The sequence below is a fragment of the Mycolicibacterium novocastrense genome, from assembly GCF_001570485.1.
GTDB lineage: Bacteria > Actinomycetota > Actinomycetes > Mycobacteriales > Mycobacteriaceae > Mycobacterium > Mycobacterium novocastrense.
Map to the genome: position 1 here is coordinate 181,857 of NZ_BCTA01000052.1, position 16,355 is coordinate 198,211.

General features: G+C 66.8%; 15 protein-coding genes. 7 read left to right on the plus strand and 8 right to left on the minus strand.

Annotated elements, in window-relative coordinates; genetic code table 11:
• Positions 1-17 precede the first annotated feature (17 nt).
• On the minus strand, positions 18-365 hold the full coding sequence (nirD, locus tag RMCN_RS19940; protein WP_064413895.1) for a nitrite reductase small subunit NirD: 348 nt from the start codon (positions 363-365) through the stop codon (positions 18-20).
• Complete coding sequence (gene nirB, locus RMCN_RS19945) at positions 362-2,917, minus strand: nitrite reductase large subunit NirB (protein ID WP_067393098.1); 2,556 nt, start codon at positions 2,915-2,917, stop codon at positions 362-364. Before nirB ends, nirD begins: the two co-directional genes overlap by 4 nt.
• A 210-nt stretch (positions 2,918-3,127) precedes the next feature.
• Here nirB and RMCN_RS19950 point away from each other — a divergent pair, with 210 nt between their 5' ends.
• Positions 3,128-3,562: an Hsp20/alpha crystallin family protein gene (locus tag RMCN_RS19950; protein WP_064413894.1), complete on the plus strand. Its 435-nt coding sequence runs from the start codon at positions 3,128-3,130 to the stop codon at positions 3,560-3,562.
• A gap of 56 nt (positions 3,563-3,618) precedes the next feature.
• Here the strand turns inward: RMCN_RS19950 and RMCN_RS19955 are convergent, their stop codons facing one another.
• Together RMCN_RS19955 and RMCN_RS19960 are read right to left on the minus strand one after the other, a co-directional pair.
• A complete protein-coding gene (locus RMCN_RS19955) occupies positions 3,619-3,912 on the minus strand; it encodes a hypothetical protein (RefSeq protein WP_064413893.1) in 294 nt (97 codons plus the stop codon).
• A 27-nt stretch (positions 3,913-3,939) separates the two neighbouring features.
• Complete coding sequence (locus RMCN_RS19960) at positions 3,940-4,698, minus strand: isocitrate lyase/PEP mutase family protein (protein WP_067392791.1); 759 nt, start codon at positions 4,696-4,698, stop codon at positions 3,940-3,942.
• 111 nt (positions 4,699-4,809) lie between these two features.
• On the opposite strand from RMCN_RS19960, the gene RMCN_RS19965 reads away from it, so the two are divergent.
• The 5 genes from RMCN_RS19965 to RMCN_RS31100 all read left to right on the plus strand — a co-directional run bounded on the left by RMCN_RS19965 (position 4,810) and on the right by RMCN_RS31100 (position 9,059).
• Positions 4,810-5,103: an Rv0250c family protein gene (locus RMCN_RS19965; RefSeq protein WP_064349304.1), complete on the plus strand. Its 294-nt coding sequence runs from the start codon at positions 4,810-4,812 to the stop codon at positions 5,101-5,103.
• Between the two features lie 45 nt (positions 5,104-5,148).
• A complete protein-coding gene (locus RMCN_RS19970) occupies positions 5,149-5,988 on the plus strand; it encodes a succinate dehydrogenase subunit SdhC (RefSeq protein WP_067392794.1) in 840 nt (279 codons plus the stop codon).
• 33 nt (positions 5,989-6,021) lie between these two features.
• A complete protein-coding gene (locus RMCN_RS19975) occupies positions 6,022-7,938 on the plus strand; it encodes a fumarate reductase/succinate dehydrogenase flavoprotein subunit (RefSeq protein ID WP_067392796.1) in 1,917 nt (638 codons plus the stop codon).
• Positions 7,935-8,687 (plus strand): succinate dehydrogenase/fumarate reductase iron-sulfur subunit, encoded by a 753-nt coding sequence (locus tag RMCN_RS19980; RefSeq protein WP_066848028.1) that lies wholly within the window; start codon positions 7,935-7,937, stop codon positions 8,685-8,687. Before RMCN_RS19975 ends, RMCN_RS19980 begins: the two co-directional genes overlap by 4 nt.
• Positions 8,688-8,897: 210 nt before the next feature.
• Positions 8,898-9,059: a hypothetical protein gene (locus RMCN_RS31100; RefSeq protein ID WP_090344556.1), complete on the plus strand. Its 162-nt coding sequence runs from the start codon at positions 8,898-8,900 to the stop codon at positions 9,057-9,059.
• 54 nt (positions 9,060-9,113) lie between these two features.
• On the opposite strand, the gene RMCN_RS19985 is transcribed toward RMCN_RS31100, so the two are convergent.
• Positions 9,114-9,602 carry a flavin reductase family protein gene (locus tag RMCN_RS19985; RefSeq protein ID WP_064413889.1) on the minus strand — a complete coding sequence of 163 codons (489 nt, stop codon included), beginning with the start codon at positions 9,600-9,602 and terminating at the stop codon, positions 9,114-9,116.
• A gap of 182 nt (positions 9,603-9,784) precedes the next feature.
• On the opposite strand from RMCN_RS19985, the gene RMCN_RS19990 reads away from it, so the two are divergent.
• The gene (locus RMCN_RS19990) at positions 9,785-10,453 is read left to right on the plus strand and encodes a GAP family protein (RefSeq protein ID WP_067392799.1); all 669 of its coding nucleotides are present in this window, start codon (positions 9,785-9,787) and stop codon (positions 10,451-10,453) included.
• Position 10,454: 1 nt separating this feature from the next.
• Here RMCN_RS19990 and pe read toward each other — a convergent pair whose 3' ends face one another.
• Genes pe through RMCN_RS20005 form a run of 3 tightly spaced genes read right to left on the minus strand, consistent with a single transcriptional unit; the run spans position 10,455 to position 16,341 of the window.
• Entirely contained in the window at positions 10,455-11,594 is a 1,140-nt protein-coding gene (gene pe / locus RMCN_RS19995; RefSeq protein WP_067392802.1) for an acyltransferase PE, read from the minus strand.
• A complete protein-coding gene (locus RMCN_RS20000; RefSeq protein ID WP_067393101.1) occupies positions 11,591-13,303 on the minus strand; it encodes an AMP-binding protein in 1,713 nt (570 codons plus the stop codon). Before RMCN_RS20000 ends, pe begins: the two co-directional genes overlap by 4 nt.
• A gap of 26 nt (positions 13,304-13,329) precedes the next feature.
• Positions 13,330-16,341 (minus strand): MMPL/RND family transporter, encoded by a 3,012-nt coding sequence (locus tag RMCN_RS20005; RefSeq protein ID WP_067392804.1) that lies wholly within the window; start codon positions 16,339-16,341, stop codon positions 13,330-13,332.
• Positions 16,342-16,355: the final 14 nt, after the last annotated feature.

Consider the following 16,355-nt stretch of genomic DNA (forward strand, 5'->3'; position numbering starts at 1 on the left):
GCGGATGAGGAGGAGTGTCAGCCGCGGACTTCGACCTGCCCGTCGGCGGTGAGGCGCGTCGGGTAGACCGGCAGCGAGACCTCGGGATCGTCGAGACACACACCGTCGTCGAGCGCGAAGGCCTGCTTCTTGATCGGCGACTGCACGGTCGGGCGGCCGCCCCGATCGCCGACGATGCCGCGCGACATCACCGCGGCCCCGGAGAACGGGTCGATGTTGCTTATCGCGTGCAGCGATCCGTCATCCAGACGGAACAGCGCCGCCTGGCTGCCGTCGGCCAGTAACACGCCGACACCGCGGTTCGGAATCAGGAAGTCGTAATGGCAGGCCGTGGTCCAAACCTGAACCTCGTTGAGAATTGTCATTGTTGCGGCACCTTCGGCATTCCGATGGGAACGGGAACCTTGCGGCCGGACCGCTCGGTGAACTCGACAGTGGGATCGGCGACGTCGGGGGCGTTGACGAACGACACGAACCGCGACAGTTTGTCCGGATCGTCGAGCACGCCCTTCCATTCGCAGGCGTACCCCTCGACGTGGCGGGCCATCGCGGCCTCGAATTCGGCGGCCAGGCCCAGGGAGTCGTTGCAGACGACGTCGCGGAGATGGTCCAGGCCACCGTCCATCGCCTCCAGCCACGGCGCGGTGCGCTGTAACCGGTCGGCGGTGCGGATGTAGAACATCAGGAACCGGTCGATGTAGCGGATCAGCGTCTCGTCGTCGAGATCGCCGGCCAGCAGTTGCGCGTGTCGGGGCGACATCCCGCCGTTGCCGCAGACGTAGAGATTCCAGCCCTGTTCGGTGGCGATGACGCCGACGTCCTTGCTTTGGGCCTCCGCACATTCGCGCGCACAACCCGAGACCGCCATCTTGATCTTGTGTGGGGCGCGCAGACCGCGATAGCGCTTCTCGATCTCGACGGCCATGTCGACGGAGTCCTGTTGCCCGTAGCGGCACCATGTGCTGCCGACACAGCTCTTGACGGTGCGCAAGGACTTACCGTAGGCGTGCCCGGATTCCATGCCGCCGTCGACGAGGCGGCGCCAGATCTGCGGAAGCTGGTCGACGCGGGCGCCGAACATGTCGATGCGTTGACCGCCCGTGATCTTGGTGTACAGGCCGAAGTCCCTTGCGATCTCGCCGATCAGGATCAGCTGCTCGGATGTGATCTCACCGCCCGGTGACCGCGGGACGACCGAATAGCTGCCGTTCTTCTGGATGTTGGCCAGGAAGTGGTCGTTGGAGTCCTGCAGTGAGGCCTGCTCCCCGTCGAGGATGTGGTCGCTGCTCGTCGAGGCGAGAATCGAGGCCACCACCGGTTTGCAGATGTCGCAACCCTTTCCGGTGCCGAAGCGTTCGATCAAACCGGAGAAGGTGCGGATCTCGGTGGCGCTGATGATCTCGAACAACTCGGCGCGCGACTGGGAGAAGTGCTCACACAGCGCCTTGGACTGTTCGACACCCTCGGCCTCCAGCAGCTGCTTGAGCAGCGGCACACACGAACCGCACGACGTACCAGCGAGTGTGCATTTCTTCAGGCCGGGCACATCGGTGCAACCACCGCCGATGGCCTCCTTCAGATCACCCTTGGTGACGTTGTTGCACGAGCAGATCTGCGCGATGTCGGGGAGCGCCCCGACTCCCAATCCCGCCGCCCCGCCCTCGGAAGCGGGCGCGATCAGCGACAGTGGATCACCGGGCAGTTCGCTGGCGACCATCGGTCGCAGCACCCCATAGGCCGACGCGTCACCGACCAGGATTCCGCCCAACAGCGTCCTGGCGTCATCGGAGAGCACCAGCTTCGCGTAGGTCTGCTTGACCGGGTCGTTGACCACGACGTTCAGGCAGTTGGGCGTGCGGCCCTTGGCATCGCCGAAGCTGGCCACGTCGACGCCGAGCAGCTTGAGCTTGGTCGACATGTCGGCTTCCGGGAACTCGGCGGCACCACCCAGCAGACGATCGGCCACCACCTCCGCGCTGGTGTAGCCGGGTCCGACCAGCCCGTAGCAGCGGCCCTCGATCGCGGCCACCTCGCCGATGGCGTAGATGTCGGGATCGCTTGTGACGCAGGACAGATCGGTCAGCACACCGCCGCGTTGAGCGATGTCGAGGCCGGCCTCGCGGGCGAGTTCGTCGCGCGGGCGCACGCCGGCGGCGAACACGATCAGGCCGGTGTCGATATGGCTACCGTCATTGAGGGACAACCGCACTGAGTCGTCTTGATCGGATTTGCGCAGCGGCCGGTTGCGCTGTGCCGGTGCGATGCTCTCGGTGCCCACACCGGTGTGCACCTCGATGCCCAGGCCCTTGACCATCCGGCTCAGCAGCGCGCCGCCCGCCTCGTCGAGTTGCGCGGCCATCAGGTGCGGCGCCATCTCGACGACGTGGGTCTTCAACCCGAACGCGCGCAGCGCATTCGCCGCCTCCAGCCCGAGCAGACCGCCGCCGATCACGACGCCGACCGGCGTCTTGGAGCCCAGCGCAGTGTCGGCGCCGGCCCGGATGGCGTCGAGGTCGTCGAGGGTGCGGTAGACGTGGCAGGCCGGTAGGTCGCGGCCAGGTACCGGCGGAACGAACGCATAGGATCCGGTCGCCAGCACCAGGGCGTCGTAGGGCACCTGCGCGCCGTCGGCGGTCGTCACCACCTTCGCCGTTCGATCGATCGCCGTCACCCGCGTGCCCAGTCGCAGCTCGACCAGGTCGTCATCGGGATAGCCGTTACCCGCAAGCGCCAGTCGGCCGCGGTCCCAGTGTTCGGTGTATCCGGTGAGCCCGACCCTGTCGTAGGCGGCGTCGGCCTCCTCGGCGAGGATCGTCACCCGCCATTGGCCGTCGCCGTCGCGGGAGCGCAGCGCCTCGACGAATCGGTGACCGACCATGCCGTGGCCGACCACCACCACGTTTCTCGTTGACTGCATGCCGCCGACGCTAAGCAGCCGATATTGCCGCAATGTCGCCTCGTGTGAAGCCGCGATCACGGTGTGCTCACATTCGCCGGCGTCCGATGTGAGACCGGTGCGGCGGCTTCGCTGCCAGCGAACACCGACTTGGAACATGAGCGTGGGTGACTCAAGTTCTATGGGATGAGTGACCGGCACGGTGCCGGTCCCGCAGCGAGGAGGACAGACATGAGCACGTTGGCATTACGGACTCGTCCCGCCTGGGATCTGGACCGGTGGGTACGCGACTTCTTCGGCCCCGCGACGGCCGAGGGCTGGGCCACGGGGGCGTTCACCCCCGCGGCGGAGATCGTCAGGGACGGCGACGACGCGCTCGTCCGCGTCGAGCTTCCCGGCCTCGACGTCGAGAAGGACGTGAACGTCGAGGTCGACCGCGGCTACCTCGTCATCCACGGCGAGCGGCGCGACGAGCGATCCGAAGACAGAGACGGCCGCACGCTGCGCGAAGTGCGTTACGGGTCGTTCCGCCGATCGTTCAAGCTTCCCGAGCACGTCACCGGCCAGGACATCAAGGCCGAGTACGACGCCGGTGTGCTGACGGTGCGGATCACCGACGCCCACAAGGGCCGCGAAACGCAGCGGATCGCGATCGAAAGCAAGTAAGCACTCCCCGACTCCGCGGCCGGTGGAACCCGAGAGGTTCCACCGGCTTCGTCGTCTCAGCGTTCGGTCGTCGTGACGGCTGGAGAAGTGTCCGTCGGCGGCGGCTCCGGGGCCCTAACTTCCGTCGTCTCGACACTCGGCATGGTGTAGCTGGGTGTGGTCGTCGTTGTGGTGGTGTACGTCAGCGGAATCGACGTGGCGGCCGGCGGTGGCACGGAGGCAGGCACCCTCGCGGCGTCCGAGGTACGGATCACCGCGTAGATCAGAATCGCCACCAGTACGGCCGCGACCACGCCGGCGGCCAGCACCAGCGACTGGTCGTCCTGCCAGTTCAGATCGTCGTCGGGCATGTCTGCGGTCCTTAGTCCAGCGCCGTGCTAAACCCAGCGCTGCAACATCTCCTTGGCCGGTGCCGACAGCGCGCGCTGCAGGAACGGCCCGAAGCTGACTCTCGCCACGCCGAGCGGCCCGAACGACGCGGGGTCGTCCTGGTCGGGCAGCCCGATCGCGTTCACCGGCAGAGGTAATTCGGATGTCAAGCGCCGCAACGTATCCGGATCGTGGCGGCCAACGGGATAGAGCACGTCGGCTCCGGCGGCCGCGGCTTCGGCCAGCCGGGCGATCGCACGGTCGACGCGGTCGGACTCGTCGCCGTCCTGGCGCAGGAACAGATCCGTGCGGGCGTTGATCACCACGTGCACGCCGGTCGCATCGGCCGCCTCACGCAGCGCGCCGACAAGCTGCGCATGCTCGGTCGCCGAGCGCAACCGGCCGCCCTCGCTGTGCACGGTGTCTTCGATGTTGAACCCGACGCCGCCGGCCTCCAACAGCCCCTCGATGAGCCGCGCGGGCGTCTGGGCGTAGCCGGACTCGAGGTCGACCGAGACCGGGACGTCGACCGCCGCGGTGATCTGCTTGACGCGGGCGATCACGTCATCGAACGACATGCCCTCCTGGTCGGGCTTGCCGACGGAATCGGCCAGCGGGTGGCTGCCGACGGTGAGCGCAGCAAATCCCTCGTCGACCGCGAGCCGTGCCGACCAGGCGTCCCAGACGGTCGGCAGGATCACCGGGTTCCCCGGTACGTGCAAGGCCAGCAGGGCGTCGGCGCGTTCTTTGAGGACCTGGTCGGGCATCGGGCCGTCTCCTTCGATTTGACGTGATCTGTCTCACGGTGCACTGCATGATGTAGCTAGCATCGGGTGTCGTACTGTGATGCCTGACACCCTTCAGCCCAAGGAGGTCAATTGTCCAGCACTACCGAACTTGCCGAGCTGCACGAGCTAATCGGAAGCCTGCGGCGGTGCGTGACATCGTTGGCGTCGAGATACGGGGACACCCCGGCGACGCGTCGCATCGTCAACGACGCCGAACGCATCCTCAACGACATCGACCGTCTCGACATTGACGCCGAAGAGCTGGAGCTGGCCCGAGGCGTGGTGCACCACCACGCCGGAGACCGCATCCCGATCCCGGACACCCAGTACGACACCGATTTCTGGCGCGGCGTCGATGACGAAGGGCTCGGCGGCGTCCGCTGACGCGGACCCCCGGGCACCGGGACAACTCAACACCGAAAGGCAACAGTGAGCGCACCCACCGCCGACCGCAAGGCGACCGGCGTCTTTTCGCCGAGCCGTGCCGAGATTCCGCAACGCACGCTGCGCACCGACCGGTGGTGGCAGTCACCGCTGATCGTGAACCTGGGCTTCGCGGCCTTCCTGATCTACGCCACGGTGCGGGCGTTCATGCAGAAGTGGTACTACGTAGCCGACTACCACTACTTGACGCCGTTCTACTCGCCGTGTCTGGCGAAGTGGAACGAAGCCGAGCAGTCCGGGTGTATCCCGGAGTCCAGCCATTTCGGGCAATTCCTGCCCGATGTGTGGTGGCTGCCGTACGCGGCGGTGTCGCTGCCGTTCCTGCTTCTGTTCCGCTTGACCTGCTACTACTACCGCGGCGCCTATTACCGGTCGGTGTGGCAGTCGCCGACGGCTTGTGCGGTGCCCGAACCTCGGGCGCACTACACGGGCGAGACGCGGCTGCCGCTGATCATCCAGAACACCCACCGCTACTTCTTCTACATCGCCGTGCTCATCTCGCTGATCAACACCTACGACGCGATCGCGGCGTTCCACTCGCCCTCGGGCTTTGGATTCGGCTTGGGCAACGTGATTCTCGTCGGCAACGTGATCCTGCTGTGGACGTACACGGTGTCGTGCCACTCCTGCCGTCACATCGCCGGCGGCCGCCTCAAGCACTTCTCCAAACATCCTGTGCGGTACTGGATGTGGACCCAGATCAGCAGGCTCAACGTGCGTCACAAGCAGTATGCGTGGATCACCCTCGGCACGCTGATGCTGACCGACTTCTACATCATGTTGGTGGCCAGCGGTGCCATCTCTGACCTGAGATTCATTGGCTGAGCGCCTAATTCAATCGGTAGTGAGGTTTTCTTAATGGCGGAACTGGAACGGCACTCCTACGACGTCGTCGTGATCGGCGCCGGCGGTGCGGGTTTACGCGCGGTCATCGAGGCCCGCGAACGCGGCCTGAAGGTCGCGGTGATCACGAAGTCGTTGTTCGGCAAGGCCCATACGGTGATGGCCGAGGGCGGCTGCGCCGCGGCGATGGGCAACGCGAACCCGAAGGACAACTGGCAGGTCCACTTCAAGGACACCATGCGCGGCGGGAAGTTCCTCAACAACTGGCGCATGGCCGAGTTGCACGCCAAGGAAGCCCCGGATCGGGTGTGGGAGCTGGAGACCTACGGCGCGCTCTTCGACCGCACCAAGGACGGAAAGATCAGCCAGCGCAACTTCGGTGGGCACACCTATCCGCGGCTGGCGCACGTCGGTGACCGCACCGGCCTGGAGATCATCCGCACCCTGCAGCAGAAGATCGTTTCGTTGCAGCAGGAAGACAAAGAGGAGTTCGGCGACTACGAGGCGCGCATTCGGGTCTTCCACGAGTGCACTGTCACCGACCTCATCAAGGACGGCGATCGGATCGCGGGCGCGTTCGGCTACTACCGCGAAGGCGGCAACTTCGTCCTGTTCGAGACGCCGGCCGTGGTGTTGGCGACCGGTGGAATCGGCAAGTCCTACAAGGTGACGTCGAACTCATGGGAGTACACCGGCGACGGCCACGCGTTGGCACTGCGGGCGGGCGCGACTCTGATCAACATGGAGTTCGTCCAGTTCCACCCCACCGGCATGGTCTGGCCGCCCAGCGTCAAGGGCATCCTCGTCACCGAGGGTGTGCGCGGCGACGGCGGAGTGCTGAAGAACTCCGATGGCAAGCGCTTCATGTTCGACTACATCCCGGCGGTGTTCAAAGGCCAGTACGCCGAGAGCATGGAGGAAGCCGACCAGTGGCTCAAGGACAACGACTCCGCGCGGCGCACCCCTGACCTGCTGCCCCGCGACGAGGTGGCCCGTGCGATCAACTCCGAGGTGAAGGCCGAACGCGGCACCCCGCACGGCGGCGTCTACCTCGACATCGCGTCGCGGCTGCCGGCCGAGGAGATCAAGCGGCGGCTGCCGTCGATGTACCACCAGTTCATGGAGCTGGCCGAGGTCGACATCACCAAAGAGCCCATGGAGGTCGGGCCGACGTGCCACTACGTCATGGGCGGCATCGAGGTCGACCCGGACACGGGTGCGGCCAAGACGCCTGGACTGTTCGCCGCGGGTGAGTGTTCGGGCGGCATGCACGGCTCGAACCGGCTGGGTGGCAACTCGCTGTCGGACCTGTTGGTGTTCGGCAGGCGCGCCGGCATGGGCGCGGCCGACTACGTGCGCGCGCTCGGTGAGCGCCCGACGGTGTCCGACGCGGCGGTCGAGGAATCGACCAAGTTGGCGCTGCATCCTTTCGAGGGCCCGTCCAACGGCGACAACGCCGAGAACCCGTACACCCTGCAGCTGGACCTGCAGGACACGATGAACAGCCTGGTCGGCATCATCCGTAAATCCGATGAGATCACCGAGGCCATCGACAAGCTCAAGGAGCTGCGCGAGCGGTACAAGCGGGTCCGGGTCGAGGGCGGCCGCCATTACAACCCGGGTTGGCACCTGGCCATCGACCTGCGAAACATGATCCTGGTCAGCGAGTGCATCGCCAAGGCCGCGCTGGAGCGCACCGAAAGCCGCGGCGGGCACACCCGCGACGACTATCCGTCGATGGAATCCGAGTGGCGCAAGACGCTGCTGGTGTGCCGCGCCGAAGGTGAGACCGTGGTTCCCGACATTGACATCACCAGGCAGGACCAGGTGCCGATGCGCGACGACCTGCTGGAGCTGATCGACATCGAAGAGTTGGAGAAGTACTTCACCCCCGAGGAACTCGCCAACCACTCGTCTAGGAGAGACGCATGAGCTACCAGGCAAAGATGCGAGTGTGGCGTGGCGACGACAACGCCGGCGCGCTGCAGGACTACTCGGTTGAGGTCAACGAGGGTGAGGTCGTGCTCGACATCATCCACCGGCTGCAGCAGACCCAGACCGGCGACCTGGCCGTGCGCTGGAACTGCAAGGCAGGCAAGTGCGGATCCTGCTCGGCGGAGATCAACGGCAGGCCCCGTCTGCTGTGCATGACGCGGATGTCGACTTTCGCCGAGAACGAGGTCATCACCGTGACTCCCCTGCGCACCTTTCCGGTGATCCGTGATCTGGTGACCGACGTGTCGTTCAACTATCAGAAGGCCAGGGAGATCCCGGCGTTCACGCCGCCGAAGGACCTGCAGCCCGGCGAATACCGAATGGCGCAGGAGGACGTCAACCGGTCACAGGAGTTCCGCAAGTGCATCGAGTGCTTCCTGTGCCAGAACGTCTGCCACGTGATCCGCGATCACGAGGAGAACAAAGAGGCGTTCGCCGGCCCGCGGTACCTGATGCGCCAGGCCGAACTCGACATGCATCCGCTCGACGTGCACGAGCGGCGCGCCGAGGACGCGCAGGAAGTGCATGGCTTGGGCTACTGCAACATCACCAAGTGCTGCACCGAGGTCTGCCCCGAGCACATCAAGATCACCGACAATGCGCTGATCCCGATGAAGGAGCGGGCCGCCGACCGCAAGTACGACCCGGTGGTGTGGCTCGGCGACAAGCTCTTCCGGCGACGGTAGGAGCCGGAAAGGACAGCTTGAGCCGGCGACGGTAGGAGCCGGAAAAGACAACGCGAGCCGGCGACGCTAGGAGCCGGAACCTCACTAACGGGTTGATCGCATGCACCAGGTGCGTGCGATCAACCCGTTAAGGCTTTCCGCCGACACACAAATCCACGGATACGTGGGTACCCTGCGGGTAGCGGCCAATCAACGACGAAAGGTTGCATCGTGGCACTTCGACACCCGCATAGCATCAACGACATTCGCACCGCGATCCGCGAGCTCAGCACCCGCGCGGTTCTCGCCCGCAAGGAAGGCCGAGTCGCCGACGCCGACGAGCTGGAGCGACGGGTGGCCGGCTACCGCGAGGAGCTCAGCGCGCGGCCCTGACCGTGGCCATTTGAGTGCGCTTCCGCTCGCCGGGCGACCGGTTGCGCACCGGGATCACCCGCTGTTGAGGCGGCGGAACGTGCTGCGGTGAAACACGATCGGTGCGACGTCGGCGTGCACGGTGATATCGCAGACCCGAAGGATCACGATCGTGTGATCGCCCGCGGGGACCAGTTGCTCGATCACGCTTTCCAGCCATACCGCGGTGCCGTCGATGAAGACCGCGCCGGATTCCCGCGACACGGTGTGCAGGCCGGCGAACCGATCACCCGTCTTGGCGGCCAGCGTTCGCGCGGCTTCGTCGTGGGCCTCGCCGAGCACGCTGATTCCCAGTGACGGGAGATCCTTGAGCCTGGGCCAGGTCTCCGAGGTGTTCTGGACGCAGAACGACACCAGCGGCGGGTCGAGCGAGACCGGGACGAACGTGCTCGCCGCCAGTCCGATACGGGTGCCTTCCGCCTCCGCGGCGATCGCGATGACACCGGACGGGAAATGCCCGAACGCTTCGCGCAGTGTCGCCGGGCTGAGATCAGTTGCGCTCATATCCCATCCATCTTCACACGCGTCCGCAGTCGGTGGCCACGTCCGGGTCACCCACCGGAACGCCATCAGCTGTGGATGCGGCGCCGGTGAGGGTCGGGATCGTGGTGAGCACAACAGGTAACGTGACGCGCATGCTCGAGCCATCCGCAGTTGACCGGTAGGCCCGGGGACCGACGAAACCCATGTGGGTACCGCTCCTGTTGATGGCCGTTGCCGTCAGTCTGGAGCCGTTTCGGGTCGGGATGACGGTGCTGATGCTCAACCGCCCGCACCCGACGCGCCAACTGCTGGCCTTCCTCGGCGGTGGTTTCGCGATGGGCACGGCCGTGGGCGTCGTCGTGTTGTTCATGCTGCGCCCGGCCCTGGGGTCGGCGCGCTTCACCCTGCCCATGGTGCAGATCGTGGTCGGCGCACTTCTGCTGCTGAACGCGGCGCTGGTGGTCACGGGCGTATGGGCACGCGGGCGCGATGCGGCGGCCCTTGCCGAGGCCAGGGTCGGACCGCTCGCCGGCCGCGCCCGACGAGTGCTCGAGGGCCGCTCGCTGTGGACCGCAGGAGTCGCCGGTCTCGGCATCGCGCTGCCGTCCGTCGACTACCTCGCCGCGTTGGCGCTGATCGTCGCCTCCGGCGCCGCCACCGCCATCCAGCTGGGCGCCCTGCTGTTGTTCAACGTGGTGGCCTTCGCTCTCGTGGAGATCCCGCTGCTGTGCTATCTGGTGGCGCCGGACCGCACCCGTACCGCATTGACGACGCTGTACGACTGGCTGCGGGCCCAAGGCCGTCGCGGGGTCGGCGCACTGCTCGCCGTGATCGGCTGCGTGCTGCTCGCGGTCGGGCTCGCCGGCCTATAGCTCAGGGCTTCGGTGGCGGCTGGTTGTTCAACACGTATTGCATCCCGGAGAGCAGCTGCGACACCGGGTCCGCGCCACCGCCGAAGGCGGCCTGGGTGGCGGGTGCGGTGACCTCCGCGGGGTCGTAACCGTTCACGGGGTCGACGGTGATGGGCGCGGTCAGCGGGTTGTCGTGACGTGAATAGCCGGCATCGACATAGGGTTTGAGAACCGCGTCCAGCTTGATCAGCGTGTCCTTGTCCACGCCGAGGTACTTGAACGGCAGCACCAGCGGCAGGTGTTCCTCGGGGATCATGAACGTCGTGGTCTTCGCGCCGCGGGAGTTCACGGTCGTCCGGATGTTCTGCGGGGGGACCATGCTGGGACCGGTGAACGCGACCGCGGTGTGACCGGTCGCCAGACCCACGATCGCGTTGGCCACCGAGATCCAGTTGTCCGGGCGGTCGGGCCAGTCGGCGATGCTGTCGTAGGCCGAGATGAACTGATAAGTGTCGTACTGGCTTTCGACGGGCGGCGGGATGCGGTAGTCGAGCGACGGCACGACGCTGCCGACGGGAAACATCTGCGTCAGGAAGCTCTCACCGAAGGCGTGCCGGGCCACCGGGTCGCCGTAGGTCGCGAAGCTCAGCTCGTTCGGCGGCGGGGCGGCCGGGTCGTAGGCAAGCCGCGCCTGCACGTCGTTGAGCACCATCGCGCCCTCCGACAGCCCGATCGCGGTGCCCGGACCACCCGCCTTGATCGCGTCGATCAGGTTCGGCGCGCCGACGTCGACCGATTCGCCGACGCTGGGCCCGTCGAGTCCGAGGCCCGGCACATAGCGGTCCCCGAACGCGCCGATACCCGGGAACAACCGCTCCAGGGTGTGGCCCTGCACCTGACCGGCGGGGTAGTCGACGATCTGACTGTCCAGTCCCGGGAACCAGTCGGCACCCGTGCGCATGATGTATTCGTCGTACGGGATGCCCAGCACGTGGGCGCCGCCCAGCGCATATCCGCGGCCGGGCGTGCCCAGAGGCGGTGGACCGTCGCCCGGCGGGGCGGGCGGCGGTGGCGGCTCGTCGGCCACCGCGATCCCGAGTCCCAGAAACCCCGCGGCGCCGAGGGTGGTCAGCGCAGCGCCGAAGGCGAGGAACCGCTTCATCTGGAGTCCAATCGCGCGAATTGATTCTGTTGATACAGCTCGACGCAGGCGGCCCGGCGAATCTTGCCGCTGGTGGTCGTGGGGATCGCACCGGCAGCCACCAGCACGATGTCCTCGACGCTCAGGCCGTGCACGTTCGAGATCGCCGCCTTCACTTCGCTTTTGATCGCAGCCAGTCGACCGATCGCCTCGTCGTCGAGCTCATCGGGCTTCTTGAGCTCGAGCACCGTGACCAGGCGCTCGGTTCCGTCGACCGGAACCGCGATCGCCGCGACCCGGCCGCGCGTGAGCTCCTGCACCGTCGCCTCGACATCCTCGGGATAGTGGTTGCGGCCCCGGATGATCAGCAGGTCCTTGATGCGGCCGACGATGAAGAGCTCGCCGCCGTGGACGAATCCGAGGTCGCCGGTGCGCAACCACGGCGTGGCCGGCGTGCCCGGAGGCGGGTCGACAAGCGTTGCCCCGAAACAGCTCTGCGCGTCGGGACCTCTACCCCAGTACCCGTCGGAGACGTTCTCGCCGTGCACCCAGATCTCGCCGACCGCGCCTTCGGGACGCTCGCGGCAGGTCTCGCCGTCGACGATACGTAGCGAGGGCGACTGCGGCACACGGTATTTGACGAGTGCCGTGCCCTTTCCCGCTGCGCAGGGCAAGACCCGGCCGGCGCCGAGTTCCTCGGTGTCGAAATGGCCCGCGGGCGAGTCTTCGTCCCACGTTCCCGTGGCGACGAAGACGGTCGCTTCGGCCAAACCGTAGGCGGGACGCATCATGTGATCGCGAAAGTTGAAGTGCGCGAACCGATCGACGAAGCGGTGCAGCGTCGCGGGTTCCACCCGTTCGGCACCGCTGATGATACCGACCACCCCGCCGAGATCGAGCCCGTTCAGATCCTCGTCGGTGGTCTTGCGGGCGGCGAGGTCGAACGCGAAGTTCGGCGCCGACGACCACGCGTGCGGGTTCTCGGCCAGCGCGCGCACCCAGCGGGCCGGCTTCTCCAGGAACGCGACGGGGCTCATCAACTCGGCGCGTCGCCCGCACAGGATGGGCGCGCAGACCCCCAGCACCAGTCCCATGTCGTGGTAGAAGGGCAGCCACGAAACCAGCGTGGCGTCGGGCGGCAGCGGTGACTGCGCGAAGAACTCCCGCATCAGCTGATCGAAGTTCGCCGTGAGGTTGCGGTGGGAGATCTTCACTCCCGTCGGCAACCTCGTTGAGCCCGAACTGTATTGCAGATAAGCGATGTCGGGAAGCTCGACCGGCTCGGATCCCGTGTGCCCCTCGGCGTCCAAGTCGAGTGCATCGATCTCGACGAGCTTGGGCACCATGTCCAGACGTGACCGGTCGATGAAGTCCCCGACGTCGCCGGCGGCCGCCGACGTCGTGAGGACCACCGTGGGTTGAGTGTCGGCGAGCACCGAACTCACCCGGTCGTGTCCGGAGCCGGGATGGGGCAACGGCAGCGGGACCGCGATGAGCCCCGCCTGCATCGACCCGAGGAACGCCGAGATGTACTCCAGGCCTTGCGGGGCGAGGATCACCGCCCTGTCGCCGGTGGTGCCGTGTCGCCGAAGATCGCGCGCGACGTTGACGGTGCGCCGCGCCAGTTGCGACCAGGTGAGGGTTTCCCGGGACCCTGCCGGGTCGCGCGAGTATTCGGTGAAGGTGAAGCCGGCGTCGTCGGGGCGCATGCTGGCGCGACCGTGCAGCATCGACAGGATCGAGGAATCTGACGGGCTCACGAGGTATCCGCTTCCACTCGGCTTGACGACATCGCCGCGGGGCGCCGCACGCCCGCGACTCGTGACGGCCACCAGTTCGCACGCCCGACCAGCGCTGCGACCGCGGGCACGGTGATGGTGCGAACGACGAACGTGTCCAACAGGATTCCGACCCCGATCACGAAACCGCCCTGGATGACGATCCCGATGCTGGAGAACAGCAGGCCGGCCATCGACGCGGCGAATATCAGTCCGGCCGCGGTGATGACCCCGCCCGTCGACCCCAATGTTCGGATCACCCCGTAGCGGACGCTGTGCGGCGACTCGTCGCGCAATCGGGACACGAACAGCATGTTGTAGTCGGCGCCCACCGCGATCAGCACCACGAACGCCAAAGGTGGGACGCTCCAATGCAATTCCTGGCCCAGGAGCAGCTGGAACGTGAGCACCCCGATACCCAGCGCCGCGAAGTACGACACCACCACAGACCCCACCAGGTAGAGCGGCGCGATGATCGCACGCAGCAGCACCATCAACGTCAGCAGCACGACGATCAGGGTCGCGGCGATGATGAACCGGATGTCCTGCTGGTAGTAGTCGCGGGTGTCGCGCAGCGCCGCCGGGAAGCCGCCCATCGAGATCGTCGCGTCGGCCAGCGCGGTGTTCGGTTGCGCGCCGCGGGCGACGTCGTGGATCTGATTCACCTGGTCCATCGCCTCGGCGCTGAACGGGTTGAGCTTGGTCTGGACCAGGTATCGCACGGACCGGCCGTCTGCCGAAATGTAGGCTGCGGCCGCCTTTTTGAAGTCCTGCAGGTTCAGCACTTCCGGCGGGATGTTGAAGCCGGCCTGCGAGGGATCCGAGGCGTTGCTGCGCATGGTCAGCAGGAAGGTCGACGCCTCGTTCAGCCCGGCGGCGATCACCTTGACCTGTTCGACGAGTTGGTCCACCCCGCCCGCCACTTCCCGGCTGCCCGTGGCGAGGCGGTTCGCACCGCGCTGCAGGTCGGTCAGACCGCGCTGCACTCCGCCGGGTTGGTCCAACCCCATCGTGTTGACCGCCCGGGCGACGCTGGCCATCGCGGCGTTGAGTTTGGCCACCGCCTCGTTGAGGGTCTGGCGGTCCTCGACACCTTGGAGTTCCTGCGCCAGACCGTTGATCTCGTCGAGGCTCCCGTCGTCACGCGCGGCGACCAACCGCTGGAACTGCATTCGGGTGTCGACGCAGGACGGGTTGGCGTCGCACACCGCATTGCCTTGCAGCGCGGTCAGTACCGGGCCGATCCATGCGAACAGGTCCTTGACCGCGCGGAAGTTGACGCCCATCGAGTTGCCCAGCGCGTTGATGCTCGCGACGAGCTTGGCCGCGGTCTCGACGTCACGCACCAACTTGTCACCGCCGTACTGGGTGCGCGCCGAGGAGAACGTGTCGACGAGGTTCTGGATGCTGGGCGCGACCGCGTCGATCTGTCCACGCACGTCGGCGAGGCTGTCGGCGAGCGTGTCGGCCCCGTCCCTGAGTTTGTTCAGATCCCCGCTGCGTTGGCCTATCTGCGCGGACCCGTCCGCCAGGCGGTCCCCCACGATGCCCGCCTGGAAGGTCGCCCGGAACTCCATCGGCACCTCGCCGACCGGGCGGGTGATACCGCTGACCAGGCCGACGTCTTCCAGTTGCGCGACGCGCGACGCCATCTGCTCGAGATCGGCGAGGGCCCGCGGCGTCCGCAGGTCGTGCGGGGACTGGATCAGGATGTACTCGGGGATGGACTGGTTGACCGGGAAGTGGCTTTCCAGCGCGGCGTACCCGACCGAACTCGGCGACGACGCCGGCAACACCTTGCGGTCGTCGTAGTTGTAGTCGGCGAACACGGCGATGCCGGCCAGCAGCGCCAGCGCGAGCAGGCTGGCGACCAGATGCGGCACGGGCCTGCGCACGATGCGGATACCGGACCGCCGCCAGAACCGCGCGGTCAGTTCGCGCCGCGGTTTCACCCAGCCGCGCGGCCCGGCCAGCACCAGGATCGCCGGGAGCAGGGTCACGCCCGCCAGGTAGGCGATGCCGATGCCGATCGCCGACGACACACCGACGGTCCGGAAGACCCCCATCTGCGCGAAGCTCAACAGCAAGAACGTCACGCCGACCGTGGCGGCGGACGCGGTGATGACCTTGCCGATCGAGATCATCGCCGCCTTGACCGCATGGTCGCAGCCGTCGCCCGACCGCACGTAGTCGTGGTAGCGGCTGATCAAGAACACGGCGTAGTCCGTTCCGGCACCGGCCATGATCGCGCTGAGGAACACGATGGACTGGTTGGAGACGCCCGCGCCCGTCAGTTCGGAGAACCCCGCGACGACGGCCTGCGCGATCAACAGCGACGATCCGATCGTCACCAGCGGCAGCAACATCGTGACCACGTTGCGGTAGACCAGCAGCAGCACTGAAAGGACCATGACCGCGATCGCGATCTCGATGGGCAGGCGATCGTTCTCGCCGGCGACGGTGAGATCGGCGACGGTGGCCGCCGGCCCGGTCAGGTACGCGGTGGCGGAGCTTCCTGCGACGTTCTGCTCGATCAGGTCCGATACCCGGTTGAAGGAGTCGAACGCCCGCGGTGTGCCCAGCTCCCCCTCGAGGCTGACCGGCAACACCCACGTCGTCTTGTCTTGACTGGTCAAGAACGGTCGCAGCTGTGGTGTGGCAATGAAGTCCTGCACCGATACGACATCGGTGACGTTGTCGCGCAGCGCGTCGACGAGCTTGCGGTAGGTGGCCTCGTCGGCGGGTGTCAGCCCGTTCTCGTTGATCAGCGCCACCAGCAGCAAGTCGTCGTTGCCGGACTCACCGAACGCCTCGGCCATCCTGGCGGCGGTGACGCTGGACGGCGCGTCGGCGGGCAGGATCGCCAGCGGATGCTTCTGGGCCATCTCGCCCAGCGACGGCACCGCCAGCGGCAGCGCGACGACCATCGCGACCCAGACGCCGATGACCACCCACGGCCACCGCACCACGAGATCGGCTAGCCGACGCATATCGTCCTCAATTC